This window comes from Nonomuraea soli, assembly GCF_013761175.1.
Taxonomy (GTDB): Bacteria; Actinomycetota; Actinomycetes; order Streptosporangiales; family Streptosporangiaceae; genus Nonomuraea; species Nonomuraea soli.
Genome location: NZ_JACDUR010000009.1, coordinates 209659 through 225136, shown reverse-complemented (window position 1 = coordinate 225136; position 15478 = coordinate 209659). Strand labels below are relative to the sequence as shown.

Here is a 15478-nt window from a genome sequence, read left to right as displayed (position 1 = left end):
CGGTCCGGCGGTGTGCGGCCGGGGGTGGGGGGTTATGGGTGGCATCGCAGGGCGAGGCCACTCTCAGCCGCCGCGATGGCTAGTTGTTCGTAGGAGCTCGATGAGCGACTCCTCCTGCCGGGGGCGTCAACCTGCGCGTGATCGACGCATTGAGGTGCGCACGTTCTCGCCCGCTGCGCCCACCGCGCCCACCTCGCTCGCCGCGCCTACCGCGCCCATCGCGCCTACCGCGCCCATCGCGCCTACCGCGCCCATCGCGCCTACCGCGCCCACCTCGCCCACCTCACCCATCTAGGGCATCGCCGCCGAGAGCGTGCAGCGGCAGCCCTCAGCGGGCGTTTCGTACAAGACCCCCTGCCCGGTGGCCGGTCAGGCTGCGGGCATGACATCCTTCACGCCCGCCGCCGGCCGCGCCTCTCTCACCCGCTTCTACGACCCCCTCATCGCCCTGACCCGCGAACGCGTATGGCGCGGGCTGACCGCGAAGCACGTCGCGCCGCAGCCGGACGACGTCATCGTCGACGTGGGGTGCGGCACCGGCTCGCTGGCCGTACTGCTGAGCCGGACCGAGCCTCGGGCACGCATCATCGGCATCGACCCCGACCCGGCCGTCCTCGCGATCGCCAGACGGAAGGCGCTGTCGGCAGGGGTGAGGCCCGACTGGCGAGTCGGAATGGGGGACGAGCTGGAGGGGATCGTCGATGGGGAACGGGTCGACACGGTGGTGTCGAGCTTGGTGCTGCACCAGTGCCCGATGGCAGTGAAGCGGGCAGTGCTGGCCTCCATGCACGCCGTGCTGCGGCCCGGCGGGAAGGTCGTGATCGCCGACTTCGGAGAGCAGAGGACGGCGTTGATGCGGCTGGCGTTTCGCGTGGTGCAGTGGGCGGACGGTAAGGCGGACACCCAGCCCAATGCGGAAGGGGTTGTGCCGGAGCTGATGAGGGAAGCGGGGTTCGTTGGCGTGCGGGAGACGGATGTGGTGGCGACGGTCAACGGATCGATCTCGCTGTACGTGGCCCGGCGCGGCGCCTGAGGACAGGCCGATAGCGGGGACTCTGGGCCTGACGTTTCGACGGCTATGGGCGTACGGCACGAGCCACGGCTGCCGGCGTCAGCCCGATCATCTCGCGCATCCGCCGGTGAAAGTGGGCCTGGTCGGCAAACCCTGCCACGGCCGCCGCGTCGGCGGGTGTGCGGCCCTCACGCAGCGCCTCGGCGGCACGGCTGAGACGCTGCCAGATCCGCCACCTCGCGAGCGGCATGCCGAGCTGCTCGCGAGCAAGGGCCCTGAGCCGCTGCGGCGATAGGCCGACTTGCGCGGCGATCTCGGACATCGTGACGTTCTCGGACATCGCGACGCTCTCGCGAGCAAGCCCTGGCAGGGCGCCGTCGTTGGACACGAGCCTACGTGCCGCGCGGTATCCCGACGTCAGGCCGGATCCTGCCCTACTTCCCGACATCAGGTCGGGTGCCGCATCCCTCCCCAACATAAGCCCGGTTCTCACGCCACTTCCCGACGCCAGACCGGGCGTCGCGCTGTTCCCCGACCCCCGGCTGAGTGTCGCACCGGTCCCCGACGCCAGGCCGGGCGTCGCACCGTTCCCCGACACGAGGCCGGGTGTCGCACCGCTCCCCGAGACCACGTTGGATGAGGTGCGATTCATGGACGCCGGGCCAGCCGTCGCGTGGTTCTCCGTCGCCAGAAGCCTCATCGCCTCGACCAGGCGCGCATCAAGCTCCCCCGAAACGCCCCACCGCACATCCTCCACCTGCAGGTCGCGCAGCTCACCCACCACGCTGATGCCCTCCCCGCCCAACCCCCTCAACCGGTCGGCGAACACCGAGTGCGGCTCCACGAAGAACACGCGCAGCTCACCCCCGGCCAGCAGCCGATGCCGCACCATCGGCGGCACCACCAGCGCCGGCCCCCGATGCTCGGCACCCACCTCGTCCACCATGCCCACGTCGCCGTCCACACCCACCGCGATCTGGAAGGCGGCATGCCGATGCGCCGTGCTGTCCATCGACGGCCCGTGATACCACGCATAACCGTCACCGAACGCGAAACGCTCTCCCACGCCTGCCAGGCTAGGCCCACCCACCCTCGGCCGCTGCGGTGCGTCGGGTGGGGTGCGCGTGGAGTCTCAAGCGGGCGTTCGTGGTGGCCGCACCCGACGTCTAGCGCTGTGACGGCTCGGCTTGTACGGCCCTATCGCCGCGGGGGCCACGACACCCGCCCCGCAAGCCGCCACCGTCCCGCAGGCCGACCCCGGTTAGGCACCGATACCCGTCTCACCCACGGCAACGACCGGGGGTCCGGGGGCCGGAAGGCCCCCGGCAGGGGGTCTTGGGGGGCTGGGCCCCCCAATGAGGGGAGCCCGAGCCCGCCCCGCGCCGAAGGCGCTCGACCCGCGAGGCCCATGCCGTCGGGGCGCGGCTGGTGAGGCTCATGCCGGAGCGGGACGGCAGGTGAGGCTGCCGGAGAGGGGCGACAGATGAGGGCCGGGCTGGAGGGAATGACTGGATAGGCACCCTCAGAAGAGCGGAGGCTCCTCCCCACCCCCAGAAGCCGCCGGCGTGTCGGACCCGCCGGCCCCCAATGACCCGCCCACGGCCCCGATGGTGTGGGTGAGCCGCAGCCCCGACCCGTCTCGCCTGCTGATCTCCTCGGGCAGGGGGATGGGCTTGCCGGTGCTCGACACCGCCTTGGCCGGGGCGGGCCCGGCCCAGGCGAGGAGCAGCACGTCCTCGCCCTTGAGGAACCGCTGGGCTCGCACGCCGCCCGTGGCGCGTCCCTTGGGCGGGAACTCGGCGTAGTCGGAGACCTTGCCGCCGCCGACCTGGGTGCCGGGCAGGGCGGTGGAGGAGCCTGCGACGGTGACGACCTGGGCGGGCCTGGTGGGGTCGACGATGCCGAAGAAGACGACGCTGGTGGCGCCGTCGAGGCGGATGCCGGCCATGCCGCCGGCGGGGCGGCCCTGGGGGCGGACGGAGGAGGCGGGGTAGCGCAGCAGTTGGGCGTCGGAGGTGATGAAGACCAGGTCGTGCTCTTCGGACTCGAGTTCGACGGCGCCGACGACGCTGTCGCCGTCCTTCAGGGTGATGACCTCGAAGTCGTCGCGGTTGACCGGGTAGTCGGGCACGACGCGTTTGACGACGCCTGATGAGGTGCCGAGGGCGAGGCCGAGGCCGGCCGGGTCGAGGGAGCCGAGGCCGACGACTTTCTCGTCGGGCTGGAGTGTGACGTATTCGGAGACGGGATGGCCGCCTGACAGCGAGGGCGGGTTGGCGGAGGGCGGCAGGATGGGCAGGTCGAGCACGGAGACCCGGATGGCGCGGCCGTGTGAGGTGACGACGCCGACCTCGGCGCGCGCGGTGGTGCGCACGACGGAGACGAGCACGTCGTGGGCGTTGCGATCGCCGTCTCCTGCCAGGGGCGAGGCGTCGGAGGTGCGCGCCAGCAGCCCGGTCGACGACATGAGGACCAGGCACGGGTCGTCGGCGACCTCGAGGGTGACGGTGGCGGAGCGGGTGACGCCGGAGGCTTCGAGCAGGATGGTGCGGCGTGGTGTGGCGTACTTCTTGGCCACTTCGGCCAGTTCGCCCGAGACGACCTGGCGCAGCCGTACGTCGGAGGAGAGGATCTCGGTGAGCTCGGCGATCTCGTCGGTGAGCTGCTGCTTCTCGCGGTCGAGTTCGAGCTTGTCGAAGCGGGTGAGGCGGCGCAGCGGCGTGTCGAGGATGTAGGTGGCCTGGACCTCGGACAGGTCGAAGATGTCCATGAGCCTGGCGCGCGCGGCGGCGGAGTCGTCGCTGGTCCTGATGACCTGGATGACCTCGTCGATGTTGAGCAGGGCGATGATGAGGCCGTCGACGAGGTGCAGGCGTTCCTCGCGCTTGCGGCGGCGGAACTCGGAGCGGCGTCTGACGACTTCGAGGCGGTGGTCGACGTAGACGTGGAGGAGCTCGCGCAGCCCGAGGGTGCGGGGTTCGCCGTCGACGAGGGCGACGTTGTTGATGCCGAAGGTCTCCTCCATCGGCGTGAGCCGGTAGAGCTCCTCCAGCACGGCCTCGGGCACGAAGCCGTTCTTGATCTCGATGACCAGGCGCAGGCCCTTGTGCCGGTCGGTGAGGTCCTTGAGGTCGGCGATGCCCTGGAGCTTCTTGGAGGTCACCAGCTCCTTGATCTTGGTGACGACGCGCTCGGGGCCGACGTTGTAGGGCAGTTCGGTGACGACGATGCCGCGCCGGCGGGGGGTGATCTGCTCGATGGAGCACCTGGCCCGCATGCGGAAGGTGCCGCGTCCGCTCTCGTAGGCGTCGCGGATGCCGTCGAGGCCGCTGATCGAGCCGCCGGTGGGCAGGTCGGGGCCGGGGATGTAACGCATCAGCTCGTCGAGCGTGGCGTCGGGCTTCTTGATCAGGTGGCGCGCGGCGGCGATGACCTCGCCGAGGTTGTGCGGCGCCATGTTGGTGGCCATGCCGACCGCGATGCCGGTGGTGCCGTTGACGAGCAGGTTGGGGAACGCGGACGGCAGGACCGTGGGTTCGGTCTCCTGGCCGTCGTAGTTGGGCTTGAAGTCGACCGTGTCTTCATGGATCGACTCGGTCATCAGCATGGCCGCCTGGGCCAGCCGCGCCTCGGTGTAGCGCATGGCGGCGGGCATGTCGTCGAGCGAGCCGAAGTTGCCGTGCCCGTCGATCAGCGGCAGCCGCATGGAGAACGGCTGCGACAGCCGTACGAGGGCGTCGTAGATCGCGGTGTCGCCGTGGGGGTGCAGCTTGCCCATGACGTCGCCGACCACGCGGCTCGACTTGACGTGCCCGCGGTCCGGCCGCAGGCCCATCTCGTTCATCGAGTAGAGGATCCGGCGTTGCACGGGCTTCAGACCGTCGCGCGCGTCGGGCAGCGCGCGCTGGTAGATCACCGAGTAGGCGTACTCGAGGAAGCTGGTGCGCATCTCGGAGGAGACGTCGATGTCGACGATCCGCTCCTCGAAGTCCTCAGGCGGGGGCGTGGTGGTGCGTCGGGCCATGTCGAACATTCTGCCGAACATCACCGACTGTCCGCGACTCCACGGGCTTTTGTACGGCTTGCGACGCGATTCCGTGCCGGAGGCGCCACCGCCCCGGTCATGGTCTGGCGCCTGGCCAGGGGCCTGGTGTCGAGCCCGTGTCCTCGTCGCCGGGTTCGTTGAGCCGTTCGTCGAACACCCTGTATCCCCGCGCGAGATAGTTTCTCAGCGCCACCGGCCCGTCGAGTGTGCACGTGTGCAACCACACCCTCCGGGTGGGTTCGCGGCCTTCCATGCGGGTGTGCAGGTCCCAGGCGCGTGCCGTACCGGCGGCGAGCAGGTGTCCGCCCGCGCCTCCTCCCATGGCGTACGGCAGCAGCCCGAACGAGGTGATCTCCACCTCCCCGCCCTGGTGGGCCTGCAGTTCCACGTATCCGGCGGGCGTGCCGCGGTGCCAGGCCACCCAGGTCTCGACCCCGCCGGCCAGGAACGTCTCCCACTGGGCGTAGGTCCAGGGCAGCCGCTCGGTCCACTGCCAGTCGCCGCCGACCGCCGTGTAGAGGAACCGGCTGAACTCGGGCGAGGCCACCTCGGCGCGTACGACGTCGACGGTCAGGCGAGGGAGACGCGCGGGGACCAGATCGGCAGATGACGTCATTTCCAGATATGTGGTGGTCACATCCATGTAGTCCAGTCTCCTCTTGACCAAGCAATTGCTTGGTATTAGGGTCCCCTTATGATCGAGTTTCACCCCGTGACCAGGCACATCGGCGCCGAGGTGACCGGTGTAGACCTGCGCAAACCCCTGTCCCAGGAGCAAGTGGCGACCCTGCGCGCGGGGTGGCTCAAGCACCTGGTGCTGTTCTTCCGCGACCAGCACATCGACGACGAGCAGCACCTGCAGTTCGCCCTGAACTTCGGCACGCTCAACCATCCGGCGTTCAAGAAGGACAGCGGCAGCCCCATCCACGTCCTCGACCAGACCGACCCCAAGGGGGAGGGCGGCGACGAGTGGCACAGCGACAACACCTTCGAGCCGACCCCGCCGATGGGGTCGCTGCTGCGGTGCGTGCAACTGCCGAGCATCGGCGGTGACACCTGCTGGGCCAACACCTACCTGGCCTACGAGTCGTTGTCGAAGCCGATGCAGCGATTGTGCGACGAACTGACCGCCGTTCATGACATCACCATGTCGATGACGAAGGCGATCTCGAAGGGTCACCCGTTCGTCCTGGAGGAGATCCAGGCCAAGTGGCCGCCGATCGAGCGCCCCGTCGTGCGCGTGCACGCCGAGACGGGACGCAAGGCGCTGTTCGTCAACCGCGCCTCGACGACGGGCTTCGTCGGGCTGAGCCCTCGCGAGAACGAGGCGCTGCTGCCGCTGCTGATCGACCACATCCGCTCGCCCGAATACCAGGTACGGCTGCGCTGGCGGCCGGGCACGATGGCGTTCTGGGACAACCGGCCCACCCAGCACTACGCGGTGGCCGACTACACCGAGCGGCGGCGTATGCACCGCGTGACCGTCAACGCCTTCCCGGAGCACCAGGACAAGTAGGACGCCTGGTAGATTTCTTGATTAGGAAAGTTTACTAATCAAGGAGTCCAGCGTGAAACTCGCTGTCATCGGGGGCGGTTCGACCTACACCCCCGAGCTCATCGACGGTTTCGCCCGCCTGCGTGACGACCTGCCGCTCACCGAGATCGCGCTCGTCGACCCCGACGCCACCCGCCTGGAGCTGGTCGCCGGGGTCTCGCGCCGCATGCTCGCCAAGGCAGGTCATCCCGCGCGCGTGGTGGCCACGGCCGACCTGGCCGAGGGCGTGCGCGGCGCGCAGGCCGTCCTGTTCCAGCTGCGGGTGGGCGGCCAGGCCGCGCGCAACGTGGACGAGACCTTCCCTCTGCAGTGCGGTTGCGTCGGCCAGGAGACGACGGGCGCGGGCGGCCTGGCCAAGGCCCTGCGCACGGTGCCGCTGGTGCTGGAGCTCGCCGCCCAGGTCAAGGAGCACGCTCCCGGCGCCTGGATCGTCGACTTCACCAACCCGGTCGGCATCGTCACCCGCGCGCTCCTCGACGCGGGTCACCGCGCGATCGGCCTGTGCAACGTCGCCATCGGCTTCCAGCGCCGCTTCGCCAAGCACCTGGGCGTCGAGCCCTCGCGCGTCGAGCTCGGCCACGTGGGGCTCAACCACCTCACCTGGGAGCGCTCCGTCCACGTCGACGGCGAGGACGTGCTGCCCGACCTGCTCGCCCAGCACGGCCAGGCCATCGCCGACGACCTCCACCTGCCGCTGGAGCTGATCCAGCGCCTGAAGGTCGTGCCCTCGTACTACCTGCGTTACTTCTACCAGCACGACATCGTGGTCGAGGAGCAGAGGTCCGCCCCCTCGCGCGCCTCCGAGGTCGCCGCGATGGAGGAGCAGCTGCTGAAGATGTACGCCGACCCGGCCGTGGACACCAAGCCCGAGCTGCTGTCCAAGCGCGGTGGAGCGTTCTACTCCGAGGCCGCCGTGGCGCTCATCTCCTCGCTGCTCGGCGACCGCGGCGACGTCCAGGTGGTCAACACCCGCAACAACGGCACCCTGCCGTTCCTGGGCGACGAGGCCGTCATCGAGGTGCCCGCGAAGATCACCGCCGCCGGCGCCGTACCGCTGCCGGTGGAGCCCGTCGAGCCGCTCTACCGCGGCCTGATCGCGGGCGTGTCGGCCTACGAGGAGCTGGCCCTCCAGGCGGCCCTGCACGGCGGCGAGGGGCGGGTGCGCGACGCGCTCCTGGCCCACCCGCTGGTCGGCCAGGAGGCGATCGCGGCGGAGCTCACCAGGCTGATGCTGGAGCGTCAGTCATGACGACGCTGATCGCGGTCGACGGAGGCAACAGCAAGACCGACGTCGTCCTGCTGAACTCGGAGGGCGAGATCCTCGCCCGCGGGCGCGGCGGCGCCTTCCTGCCGCAGAGCGAGGGCGTCGCCCCCGCCACGGACGTCATCGAGGTCGTCGTACGGCAGGCGCTCGGCTTCGACGGCCGGGCCGACCACCTGGTGGCCTTTCTGGCCGGAGCCGACCTGCCCGAGGAGGAGGTGGCGCTGGAGCACGAGATCTCGGGGCGCGGCCTGGCCCGCCAGGTTTTGGTGCGCAACGACACCTTCGCCCTGCTCAGGTCGGGCGCCTCGGGCCCCTGGGGCGTGGCCGTGGTGTGCGGTGCGGGCATCAACGCGGTCGGCGTCGCGCCCGACGGCTCCGTCGCCCGTTTCCCTTCGCTGGGCCCGATCAGCGGCGACTGGGGCGGCGGGGGCGGGTTGTCGGCCGAGACGCTCTGGCACGCCGTGCGGGCCGAGGACGGCCGCGGCGCGCCGACGGAGCTGGCAGCCCTGGTCAAGAGCCACTTCGGTGCGGCCACGGTCGAGCAGGTCGCGCTGGACCTGCATTTCGGCCGTCTGGAGCGCGAGCGGCTGCTGGAGCTGACGCCGGGCCTGTTCAAGGTGGCCGCGGCGGGTGACGAGATCGCCGTGAGCCTGGTCACGCGGATGGCCGACGAGGTCATGGCCATGGCGGGGGTGTGCCTGAAGCGCCTCGACCTGCTCCGGACCCCCACCGAGGTGGTCCTGGGCGGGGGAGTACTGCGGGCACGCGACCCGCTGCTGACGGCGTTGCTGGACGAGCGGTTCGCCGAGAGGGCACCGCTGGCCACCCAGATCATCGCCGAGCTGCCGCCGATCGCCGGCGCCGCGCTGGCCGCGCTGGACCGCATCGGAGCGAGCGAGGAGGCCAAGGCCCGGCTGCGCGAGCAGTTCTGAGAGCACTTGCGTCACGGACCCGAGCCCTCTACAGTCAGCGGCTAACCGTCTGGAAGGTATCCAGACGGTTAGCCGTCCAGGAGGATCCATGTCCCCCAACCGCCGCGACGTCCTGCGCGGACTCGGCCTCGCCGCGCTGGCCACGCCGCTCGCCGCCTGCGCCACCACCGGCCGCAGCGCCGCACCCACCCCCACCGTCACCGCCGCCGCCACCTCCGCGGCCAACCCCCTCGGCGTGAACGCCGCCAGCCCGCTCGAAGTGGTCATCTTCAGCGGCGGCAACGGCGACAAGTACGCCGTCGACCTGCACGAGGCCGCCTACAGCAAGACCTATCCGCAGTCGAAGCTCAAGCACGTCGGCACCCAGAAGGTCGGCACCCAGCTGCGCCCCCGCTTCATCTCCGGAGACGTCCCCGACGTCGTCAACAACTCCGGGCCCGAGGCACTCGACCTCCAGGCGCTGGTCCAGGAAGGCCAGCTCGCCGACCTCACCCCGCTCTTCGAGGCGCCCTCGCTCGCCTTCCCCGACAAGAAGGTCATCGACACCCTCGTCGGCGGCGTCTACGAGAACTCCCTGATCGACGGCGTCCCCCGGGTGCTGCAGTACACCGTCGGCCACCGCGCCCTGTGGCACAACGCCAAGCTCTTCGAGTCGAAGGGCTGGCAGCTGCCCAGGACCTGGGACGAGTTCAACGCCCTGGGCGAGGAGGCCAAGAAGGCCGGCATCGCCCTGTTCGCCTACCCCGGCCAGGTCGGCCCGTTCTACCAGGTCTGGAACCTCGTCTACACCGCCGCCAAGATCGGCGGCAACAAGGTGATCATCGACATCGACAACCTCGCCGACGGCGCCTGGACCGCCGAGCCCGTACGGCAGGCGGTCGCCGCCTGGGCGCAGATCCAGAAGGACTTCGGCGACAAGGCCTACTTCGGCCTCGACCACACCCAGACCCAGGTCAAGCACCTGCAGGACAAGGTCCTGTTCTACCCGTGCGGCTCCTGGCTGGAGAACGAGATGGCCAAGGAGAAGCCCGACACCTTCGAGTACGCCATCGCGCCGGTGCCCTCCGTCACGGGCACCGACGCCATGCCGTACGAAGCGATCTTCGTGGGCGTCGCCGAGGCCTTCTTCGTCTCCGCCAAGGGCAAGAACCCGCAGGGCGGGCTGGAGTACCTGCGGATCATGCTCTCCAAGGAGGGCGCCCGCGGCTACACCGAGCAGACCAGGAACCTCACCGTCGTCAACGGCGTCGTGGACGGCCTGAACCTGACCTCCGCGGTCAACAGCGCCGCCAAGGCGCAGGAGGCGGCAGGCAAGAACATCATCACCGACGCCCGCTTCGAGACCTGGTACAAGGAGCTGTTCGACTACTCCCAGACCCAGACCAACTCGGTCATGGCCGGGCGCATCACCGCCGACCAGTTCTGCGAGAACATGCAGAAGAAGGCGGACGAGCTCAAGAACGACTCCTCCATCTCCAAGCAGACCCGGAGCGTCTGACGATGCGGCGGCACGGCTTCGTCGCGGGATTCCTGCTCCTGCCCGTCGCGGTCTACCTGGTCTTCGTGATCAGCCCCTACGTGCAGGCGTTCCAGATCGCGCTGACCGACTGGCGAGGGGTGTCGTCCGGGCTGAACTTCGTGGGCCTGGACAACTTCCGGCGGATGTTCGGCAACGACTCCTTCTGGCAGGCGATCCGCAACCACGCAGTCCTGCTCGTCGCCATGCCGCTGGCCACCATCGCGCTGGCTCTGGCCTTCGCCTACCTGCTCAACGCGCCGCAGGGCCGCCCGGTCCGCGGCGCGGGCTTCTACCGCGTGGTCTTCTTCCTGCCGCAGGTGCTCGCGGTCGCCGTGGTCGGCGTGCTGTTCAAGGCCGTCTACCGGCCCGACGCCAGCGGCGTGATCAACGGCGCGCTGATCCAGCTGGGCATCGAGCCCGTGGGCTGGCTGACCGACCAGACGCTCGCACTCTGGTCGATCATCGCCGTCATGGTCTGGCAGGGCGTCGGCTTCTACGTGGTGCTGTTCTCGGCGGGCATGGCCGCCATCCCCAAGGACGTCTACGAGGCGGCCGCCCTCGACGGCGCGGGACGGCTGACCACGTTCTTCCGGATCACGCTGCCGCTGCTGTGGGAGACCGTCCAGGTCGGCTGGATCTACCTGGGCATCGCGGCGTTCGACGGCTTCGCCCTGGTCAACGTGCTCTCGGTCGAGCAGGGCGGGCCCGACGGCGCCACCACGGTGCTGGCCACCGAGATCTACAAGAACGCCTTCGGCTACTCGCGCTTCGGCTACGCCTCGGCGCTGGGCGTGGCGCTGTTCTTCCTGACCCTCACCTTCGCCGCGGTGACGATGCGGGTCACCAGGCGAGAGAGGATCGTGTACTGATGGGCCGCAAGCTGGCTCAGGCGCTGCTCGCCATCTGGGTGCTGCTGATCATCGCGCCTCTGGTGTGGACTCTGCTGGCCTCCTTCAAGAGCAACGCCGAGATCTTCGGCGACGCCCTGCAACTGCCCGGCGAGCTGCGCTGGGACAACTGGGTGCGCGCCTGGGAGAAGGCCAGCGTCGGACGGTACCTGCTGAACACGGTGATCGTCGTGTTCTTCGGGGTCGCGGGCACCATGCTGCTCAGCTCCATGGCCGCCTACGTGCTGGCCCGCTACCGCTTCCCCGGCAACCGGCTGATCTACTTCCTGTTCGTCTCCGGCATGGCCTTCCCCGTGTTCCTGGCGCTGGTGCCGCTGTTCTTCGTGGTCGACGGCCTCGGGCTGCTCGACTCGCACGTCGGCCTCGTCCTGGTCTACATCGCCTACTCGCTGCCGTTCACCGTGTTCTTCCTGACCTCCTTCTTCAGGGGGCTGCCCGACGCGGTGGCCGAGGCGGCGATGATCGACGGCGCCTCGCACACCAGGACCTTCTTCCAGGTCATGCTCCCCATGGCCAAGCCCGGCCTGGTCAGCCTGACCATCTTCAACGTGCTCGGCCAGTGGAACCAGTACCTGCTGCCGCTCGTGCTGCTGCCGGGCGACAAGAGCACATGGGTCATCACCCAGGGCATCGCGGACATCTCCACCATCGCCGGCTACGAGGCGGACTGGCCGGCGTTGTTCGCGGCGCTCAGCATGACGGTCCTGCCGGTCGTGGTCGCCTATATCGTCTTCCAGCGACATATCCAGTCCGGGTTGACGTCAGGAGCCGTGAAGTAGTGTCCACCGGGAACCCAACCGTCTTCCGCACCCTCAACGAGCGCGCCGCCCTGGAGCTGCTCCTGCGGCACGGCACCCTCACCAGGGCCGAGCTGGAGTTCCACACGGGCCTGTCCAAGGCCTCGGCCGCCGAGGTGCTGCGCCGTCTGGAGAACGGGCGGCTGGCGCGCAAGGCCGGCACCAAGCCGGGCAACGCCGGGCCCGCCGCCCAGCAGTGGGAGCTCGACGGCTCGGCCGCCTGGGTGGCCGGCGTCGACCTCACCGCGCGGGCGGTGGAGGTCACCGTGGCCGACCTGAGCGGCCGGGTGCGCGGCGACCACCGGGCCCAGGCGCCCGGCGAGGGCGCCGACGCGGTGGAGTTCCTCACCTCGGCCGTCGAGGCCGCCGCGAGCTCGGCGGGAATCGGGCTGGAGCAGCTCGACCAGATCGTGCTCGGCGTGCCCGGCATCGTCGACGCCGGGGGAGAGCGGCTGCGCCAGGCCGTGCAGCTGTCCGGCTGGTCGCACCTCGACGACCTCGGCGACCTGCGCGAGAGGCTCGGAGCCGAGCGTTTCCGGCTGGAGAACGACGTCAACCTCGTGGCCATCCGCGAGCTGGCCGAGCACGAGGGCAGCAGCTTCGTGCTCCTGTGGATCGGCAGCGGCGTCGGCGCGGGAGCCGTGCTCGACGGCTCCTTGTGGCGCGGCGTCACCGGGCGCGGCGGCGAGGTCGGATCGGTGATCGTGCCCGACCCCGTCAGCGTCGGCCGGGTGCACGGCCCCGACGGCGGCCCCGTCGGCGTGCTGCTCGGCGCGCAGCCGCTGGCCGAGCTGGCCCGCGCGCACGGCCTGGAGACCGGCTCCGGACTGGCCGAGGTCGTGGCGTTCCTGCGCTCGCGCAACCCCGACCGCCTGGAGGCCACGCACCGGCCCGACGGCCCCTTCGGCCGGTTCCTCGACGACTTCGCCCGGCGCGTCGCCATCGCCGTCACCGCCGCCGTCGGCGTGCTCGACCCCGGCCGTGTCGTGCTCGGCGGGCCCGTGTGCATCGCCGCGGGCGAGCCGCTGCGCGCCCGCGTCGCCGGTCTCCTGGCCCCCACCGGGCTGGCGCCGGTGGAGGTCTCGGTCAGCCGCGTCGACGGCAACGCCGTGCTCGACGGCGCCGTCCGCTACTCCCTTGAACTGGCCCGCGAGCGGGTCTTCCAGGCCGGTACGGCAGGCCGTACCGGTGATCACATCCCCTGACGAAAGTTGAGCCATGTTGCGCACCCTGGTGATCGCCGCCCATCCCGACGAACCCGAGATCTACGCGGGAGGCACCTCCGCCCTCCTGGCCCAGGCCGGTCACGCGGTGAAGTTCCTGACCCTCACCAACGGCGACGGCGGGCACCACCGGCTGGAGCGTGTCCCTCTTGCGCGGCGCCGTGCCGAGGAGGCCTGGCGGGCCGCCGACGCGCTCGGTGTGACCACCTACGAGATCTTCGACGACGTGCACGACGGTGAGCTCGAACCCACCGTCGAGCTGCGTCTGCGGGTCATGCGCGAGATCCGCGCCTGGCGTCCCGACCTGGTGATCGCCCTGCACGGCGACGGCGCGGGACACCCCGACAACCGGGCCGCGGGCAGGCTGGCCGAGCAGGCCGTGGAGCTGGTCACCGTGCGCAACCTGGAGTGCGGCATGCCCTCCCTGCCGCACCAGCCGGTGTGCCTGCTGATGACCGACTACGCCTCGCGTCCCGTCCACCGTGACGACGTCGTGGTCGACGTGGGCCCGGTACGGCAGGCCAAGCTCGACGCCTGCCTCGCGCACGCCTCGCAGTTCCTGGAGTACGCGCCCTACCAGCGGGGGCTGCTGGAGCACGTGCCCGACGCGGGTGACGTCGGGGCCTGCCGGACGTTCGTCGAGAAGTACTGGGCCGAGTTCCTCGGGCCGGAGACCTTCCAGCTCGCGCCGTACGGCAGGCGGGTCTCGGTGGAGGAGCTGCGGCCGCTGATGCCGTTCATCGCCTAGCCGTACGGCGGGCCAGGATCCTGACGGCGGCGCCCACGCCCAGCAGGAGCGCGGCCCCCGCGGCCAGCCAGGCCGTGGGCGCGCCGGTATAGGGCAGGCGCGGCCCGAGACCTGCGCCTCCATGGTCGGGAGCGGGTCCCGGGCCGGGGCCGCCGGTGTCGGTGGGGGCCGGAGTGCTCGTGGGCGTCCTCGTCGGCGTCGGGGATGGCGTGGGTGTCGGGGTGGGGGTGGGGGTGGTGACGATCGTCTCCACGCAGGAGCCGTTCTCCCGCGTGAGCGTGCGCCGGGACGTCGAGTAGATGACCGCGCAGTTGCCGACGGCGGTCCCCGACGGGACGTCGTCGTTCACCCTGACCGTGACGGTGAACGTGCGCTCCTCGCCCGGCCCCAGCTCGCCCACCCGGCAGGCCACCTGCGCGGCGGTGGCGACGCATCCCTGCGAGACCGACACCACCGTGAGGTTGGAATCGATCGGATCGTGCACCACCACGTTGTAGGCCGGGGCCGTACCGGTGTTGCGCACGACCAGCGTGTAGGTGAACGTGTCGCCCACCTCCGCCGTGGCGGGGCCGGACTTGGTGGCGCTGGTGATCGGCCGGCCGGTGGGGGTCGGTGTCGGCGTGGGCGTCGGCGTGGGGTGCACGACCGTGTCCGCGCACGAGTGGTTGTTGTCCCAGTCCGTGTCGCGGCTGCCGGTGTAGACGGTGGCGCAGTTGTCGATCTGGGTGCCGTCCGGCTGCGGTTCGACGACGCGCACCGTGAACACCAGCACGCGCGTCTCTCCCGGCCCCAGCGTGCCCAGCGGGCAGGTCACGGTCAGCCCGCTGGGCGGGCACTCGTCCGGCAGCTCCACGATCGTGACGAGGTTGCCGTCGGTGGGGTCCTGGACGGTGACGTCGACCGCGTCGGAGGGCCCGTGGTTGGTGACGGTCAGCGTGTAGGTGATGATGTCGCCCGGCGCGGCCGTGTCGGGCACGGCCGTCTTGGTGATCTCCACGTCCGTCTGGGTCTGGGTCTGGCTGATGAGCTGCGTGCTCTGGGACGGCACGCCCGGCGTCGTCGAGGTGACCCCGGCCTGGTTGACGATGTTGGTGCCGTCGGAGAGCGACGGGTCGACCGTCACCGGGATCTGCCAGGTCTGCTGCTCGCCGGGGCCGAGGGTCAGACCCGCGCCGCCGCAGGTGATGGTCTGCCCGGCGGCCGTGCAGCCGCTGGGCAGGGTCCCGGCGGTCAGGCTGGAGGGCAGCGTGTCGGTCATCGTGATCCCGGCCGCGGGCTGGTCGCCGGTGTTGCTCACGGTGATCGTGTAGACGGACTCCGCGCCGATGATCATCGGGTTGTTGTTCACCGTCTTGGTGATGCTGAGCTGCGCGGCGCGCGCCGAACCCGCGTCCGGCTGGACCAGACTCGCCAGGACCGACAGCACGATGCCTATCCACGTCGCACGCATCAAACCTCCCCAGAACCGCTCCGAT

At 70.4% G+C, this 15478-nt stretch carries 13 protein-coding genes; 9 read left to right on the top strand and 4 right to left on the bottom strand.

Annotation, left to right across the window (positions count from 1 at the left end):
- The first annotated feature begins 382 nt into the window (after positions 1 to 382).
- A complete protein-coding gene (locus HNR30_RS40135) occupies positions 383 to 1033 on the top strand; it encodes a class I SAM-dependent methyltransferase (protein WP_181615417.1) in 651 nt (216 codons plus the stop codon).
- A 43-nt stretch (positions 1034 to 1076) separates the two neighbouring features.
- Here the strand turns inward: HNR30_RS40135 and HNR30_RS50485 are convergent, their stop codons facing one another.
- The 3 genes from HNR30_RS50485 to HNR30_RS40120 form a co-directional block, all read right to left on the bottom strand.
- Positions 1077 to 2078 carry a helix-turn-helix domain-containing protein gene (locus tag HNR30_RS50485; RefSeq protein ID WP_312894989.1) on the bottom strand — a complete coding sequence of 334 codons (1002 nt, stop codon included), beginning with the start codon at positions 2076 to 2078 and terminating at the stop codon, positions 1077 to 1079.
- Positions 2079 to 2534: 456 nt separating this feature from the next.
- Positions 2535 to 5045, bottom strand: coding sequence for a DNA gyrase/topoisomerase IV subunit A (locus HNR30_RS40125; RefSeq protein WP_220134551.1), 2511 nt, complete (start codon positions 5043 to 5045; stop codon positions 2535 to 2537).
- 88 nt (positions 5046 to 5133) lie between these two features.
- Complete coding sequence (locus HNR30_RS40120) at positions 5134 to 5673, bottom strand: GNAT family N-acetyltransferase (protein ID WP_246380128.1); 540 nt, start codon at positions 5671 to 5673, stop codon at positions 5134 to 5136.
- A gap of 78 nt (positions 5674 to 5751) precedes the next feature.
- On the opposite strand from HNR30_RS40120, the gene HNR30_RS40115 reads away from it, so the two are divergent.
- From HNR30_RS40115 to HNR30_RS40080, 8 genes are all read left to right on the top strand, one after another.
- Entirely contained in the window at positions 5752 to 6573 is an 822-nt protein-coding gene (locus HNR30_RS40115) for a TauD/TfdA dioxygenase family protein (RefSeq protein WP_181615414.1), read from the top strand.
- Between the two features lie 52 nt (positions 6574 to 6625).
- Positions 6626 to 7861: a 6-phospho-beta-glucosidase gene (locus HNR30_RS50480; protein ID WP_181615413.1), complete on the top strand. Its 1236-nt coding sequence runs from the start codon at positions 6626 to 6628 to the stop codon at positions 7859 to 7861.
- Positions 7858 to 8808, top strand: a complete 951-nt coding sequence (locus HNR30_RS40105; RefSeq protein ID WP_181615412.1) for an N-acetylglucosamine kinase — start codon at positions 7858 to 7860, stop codon at positions 8806 to 8808. The genes HNR30_RS50480 and HNR30_RS40105 overlap by 4 nt, the downstream gene beginning before the upstream one ends.
- An 88-nt stretch (positions 8809 to 8896) precedes the next feature.
- Complete coding sequence (gene ngcE / locus HNR30_RS40100) at positions 8897 to 10306, top strand: N-acetylglucosamine/diacetylchitobiose ABC transporter substrate-binding protein (RefSeq protein ID WP_181615411.1); 1410 nt, start codon at positions 8897 to 8899, stop codon at positions 10304 to 10306.
- A gap of 2 nt (positions 10307 to 10308) precedes the next feature.
- On the top strand, positions 10309 to 11196 hold the full coding sequence (locus HNR30_RS40095) for a carbohydrate ABC transporter permease (RefSeq protein WP_181615410.1): 888 nt from the start codon (positions 10309 to 10311) through the stop codon (positions 11194 to 11196).
- Positions 11196 to 12014, top strand: coding sequence for a carbohydrate ABC transporter permease (locus HNR30_RS40090; RefSeq protein WP_181615409.1), 819 nt, complete (start codon positions 11196 to 11198; stop codon positions 12012 to 12014). Before HNR30_RS40095 ends, HNR30_RS40090 begins: the two co-directional genes overlap by 1 nt.
- Positions 12014 to 13237 (top strand): ROK family transcriptional regulator, encoded by a 1224-nt coding sequence (locus HNR30_RS40085; RefSeq protein ID WP_181615408.1) that lies wholly within the window; start codon positions 12014 to 12016, stop codon positions 13235 to 13237. Before HNR30_RS40090 ends, HNR30_RS40085 begins: the two co-directional genes overlap by 1 nt.
- A 13-nt stretch (positions 13238 to 13250) precedes the next feature.
- The gene (locus HNR30_RS40080) at positions 13251 to 14003 is read left to right on the top strand and encodes a PIG-L deacetylase family protein (protein WP_181615407.1); all 753 of its coding nucleotides are present in this window, start codon (positions 13251 to 13253) and stop codon (positions 14001 to 14003) included.
- On the opposite strand, the gene HNR30_RS40075 is transcribed toward HNR30_RS40080, so the two are convergent.
- A complete protein-coding gene (locus HNR30_RS40075) occupies positions 13993 to 15453 on the bottom strand; it encodes a COG1361 S-layer family protein (protein WP_181615406.1) in 1461 nt (486 codons plus the stop codon). The genes HNR30_RS40080 and HNR30_RS40075 overlap by 11 nt on opposite strands.
- Positions 15454 to 15478 lie beyond the last annotated feature (25 nt).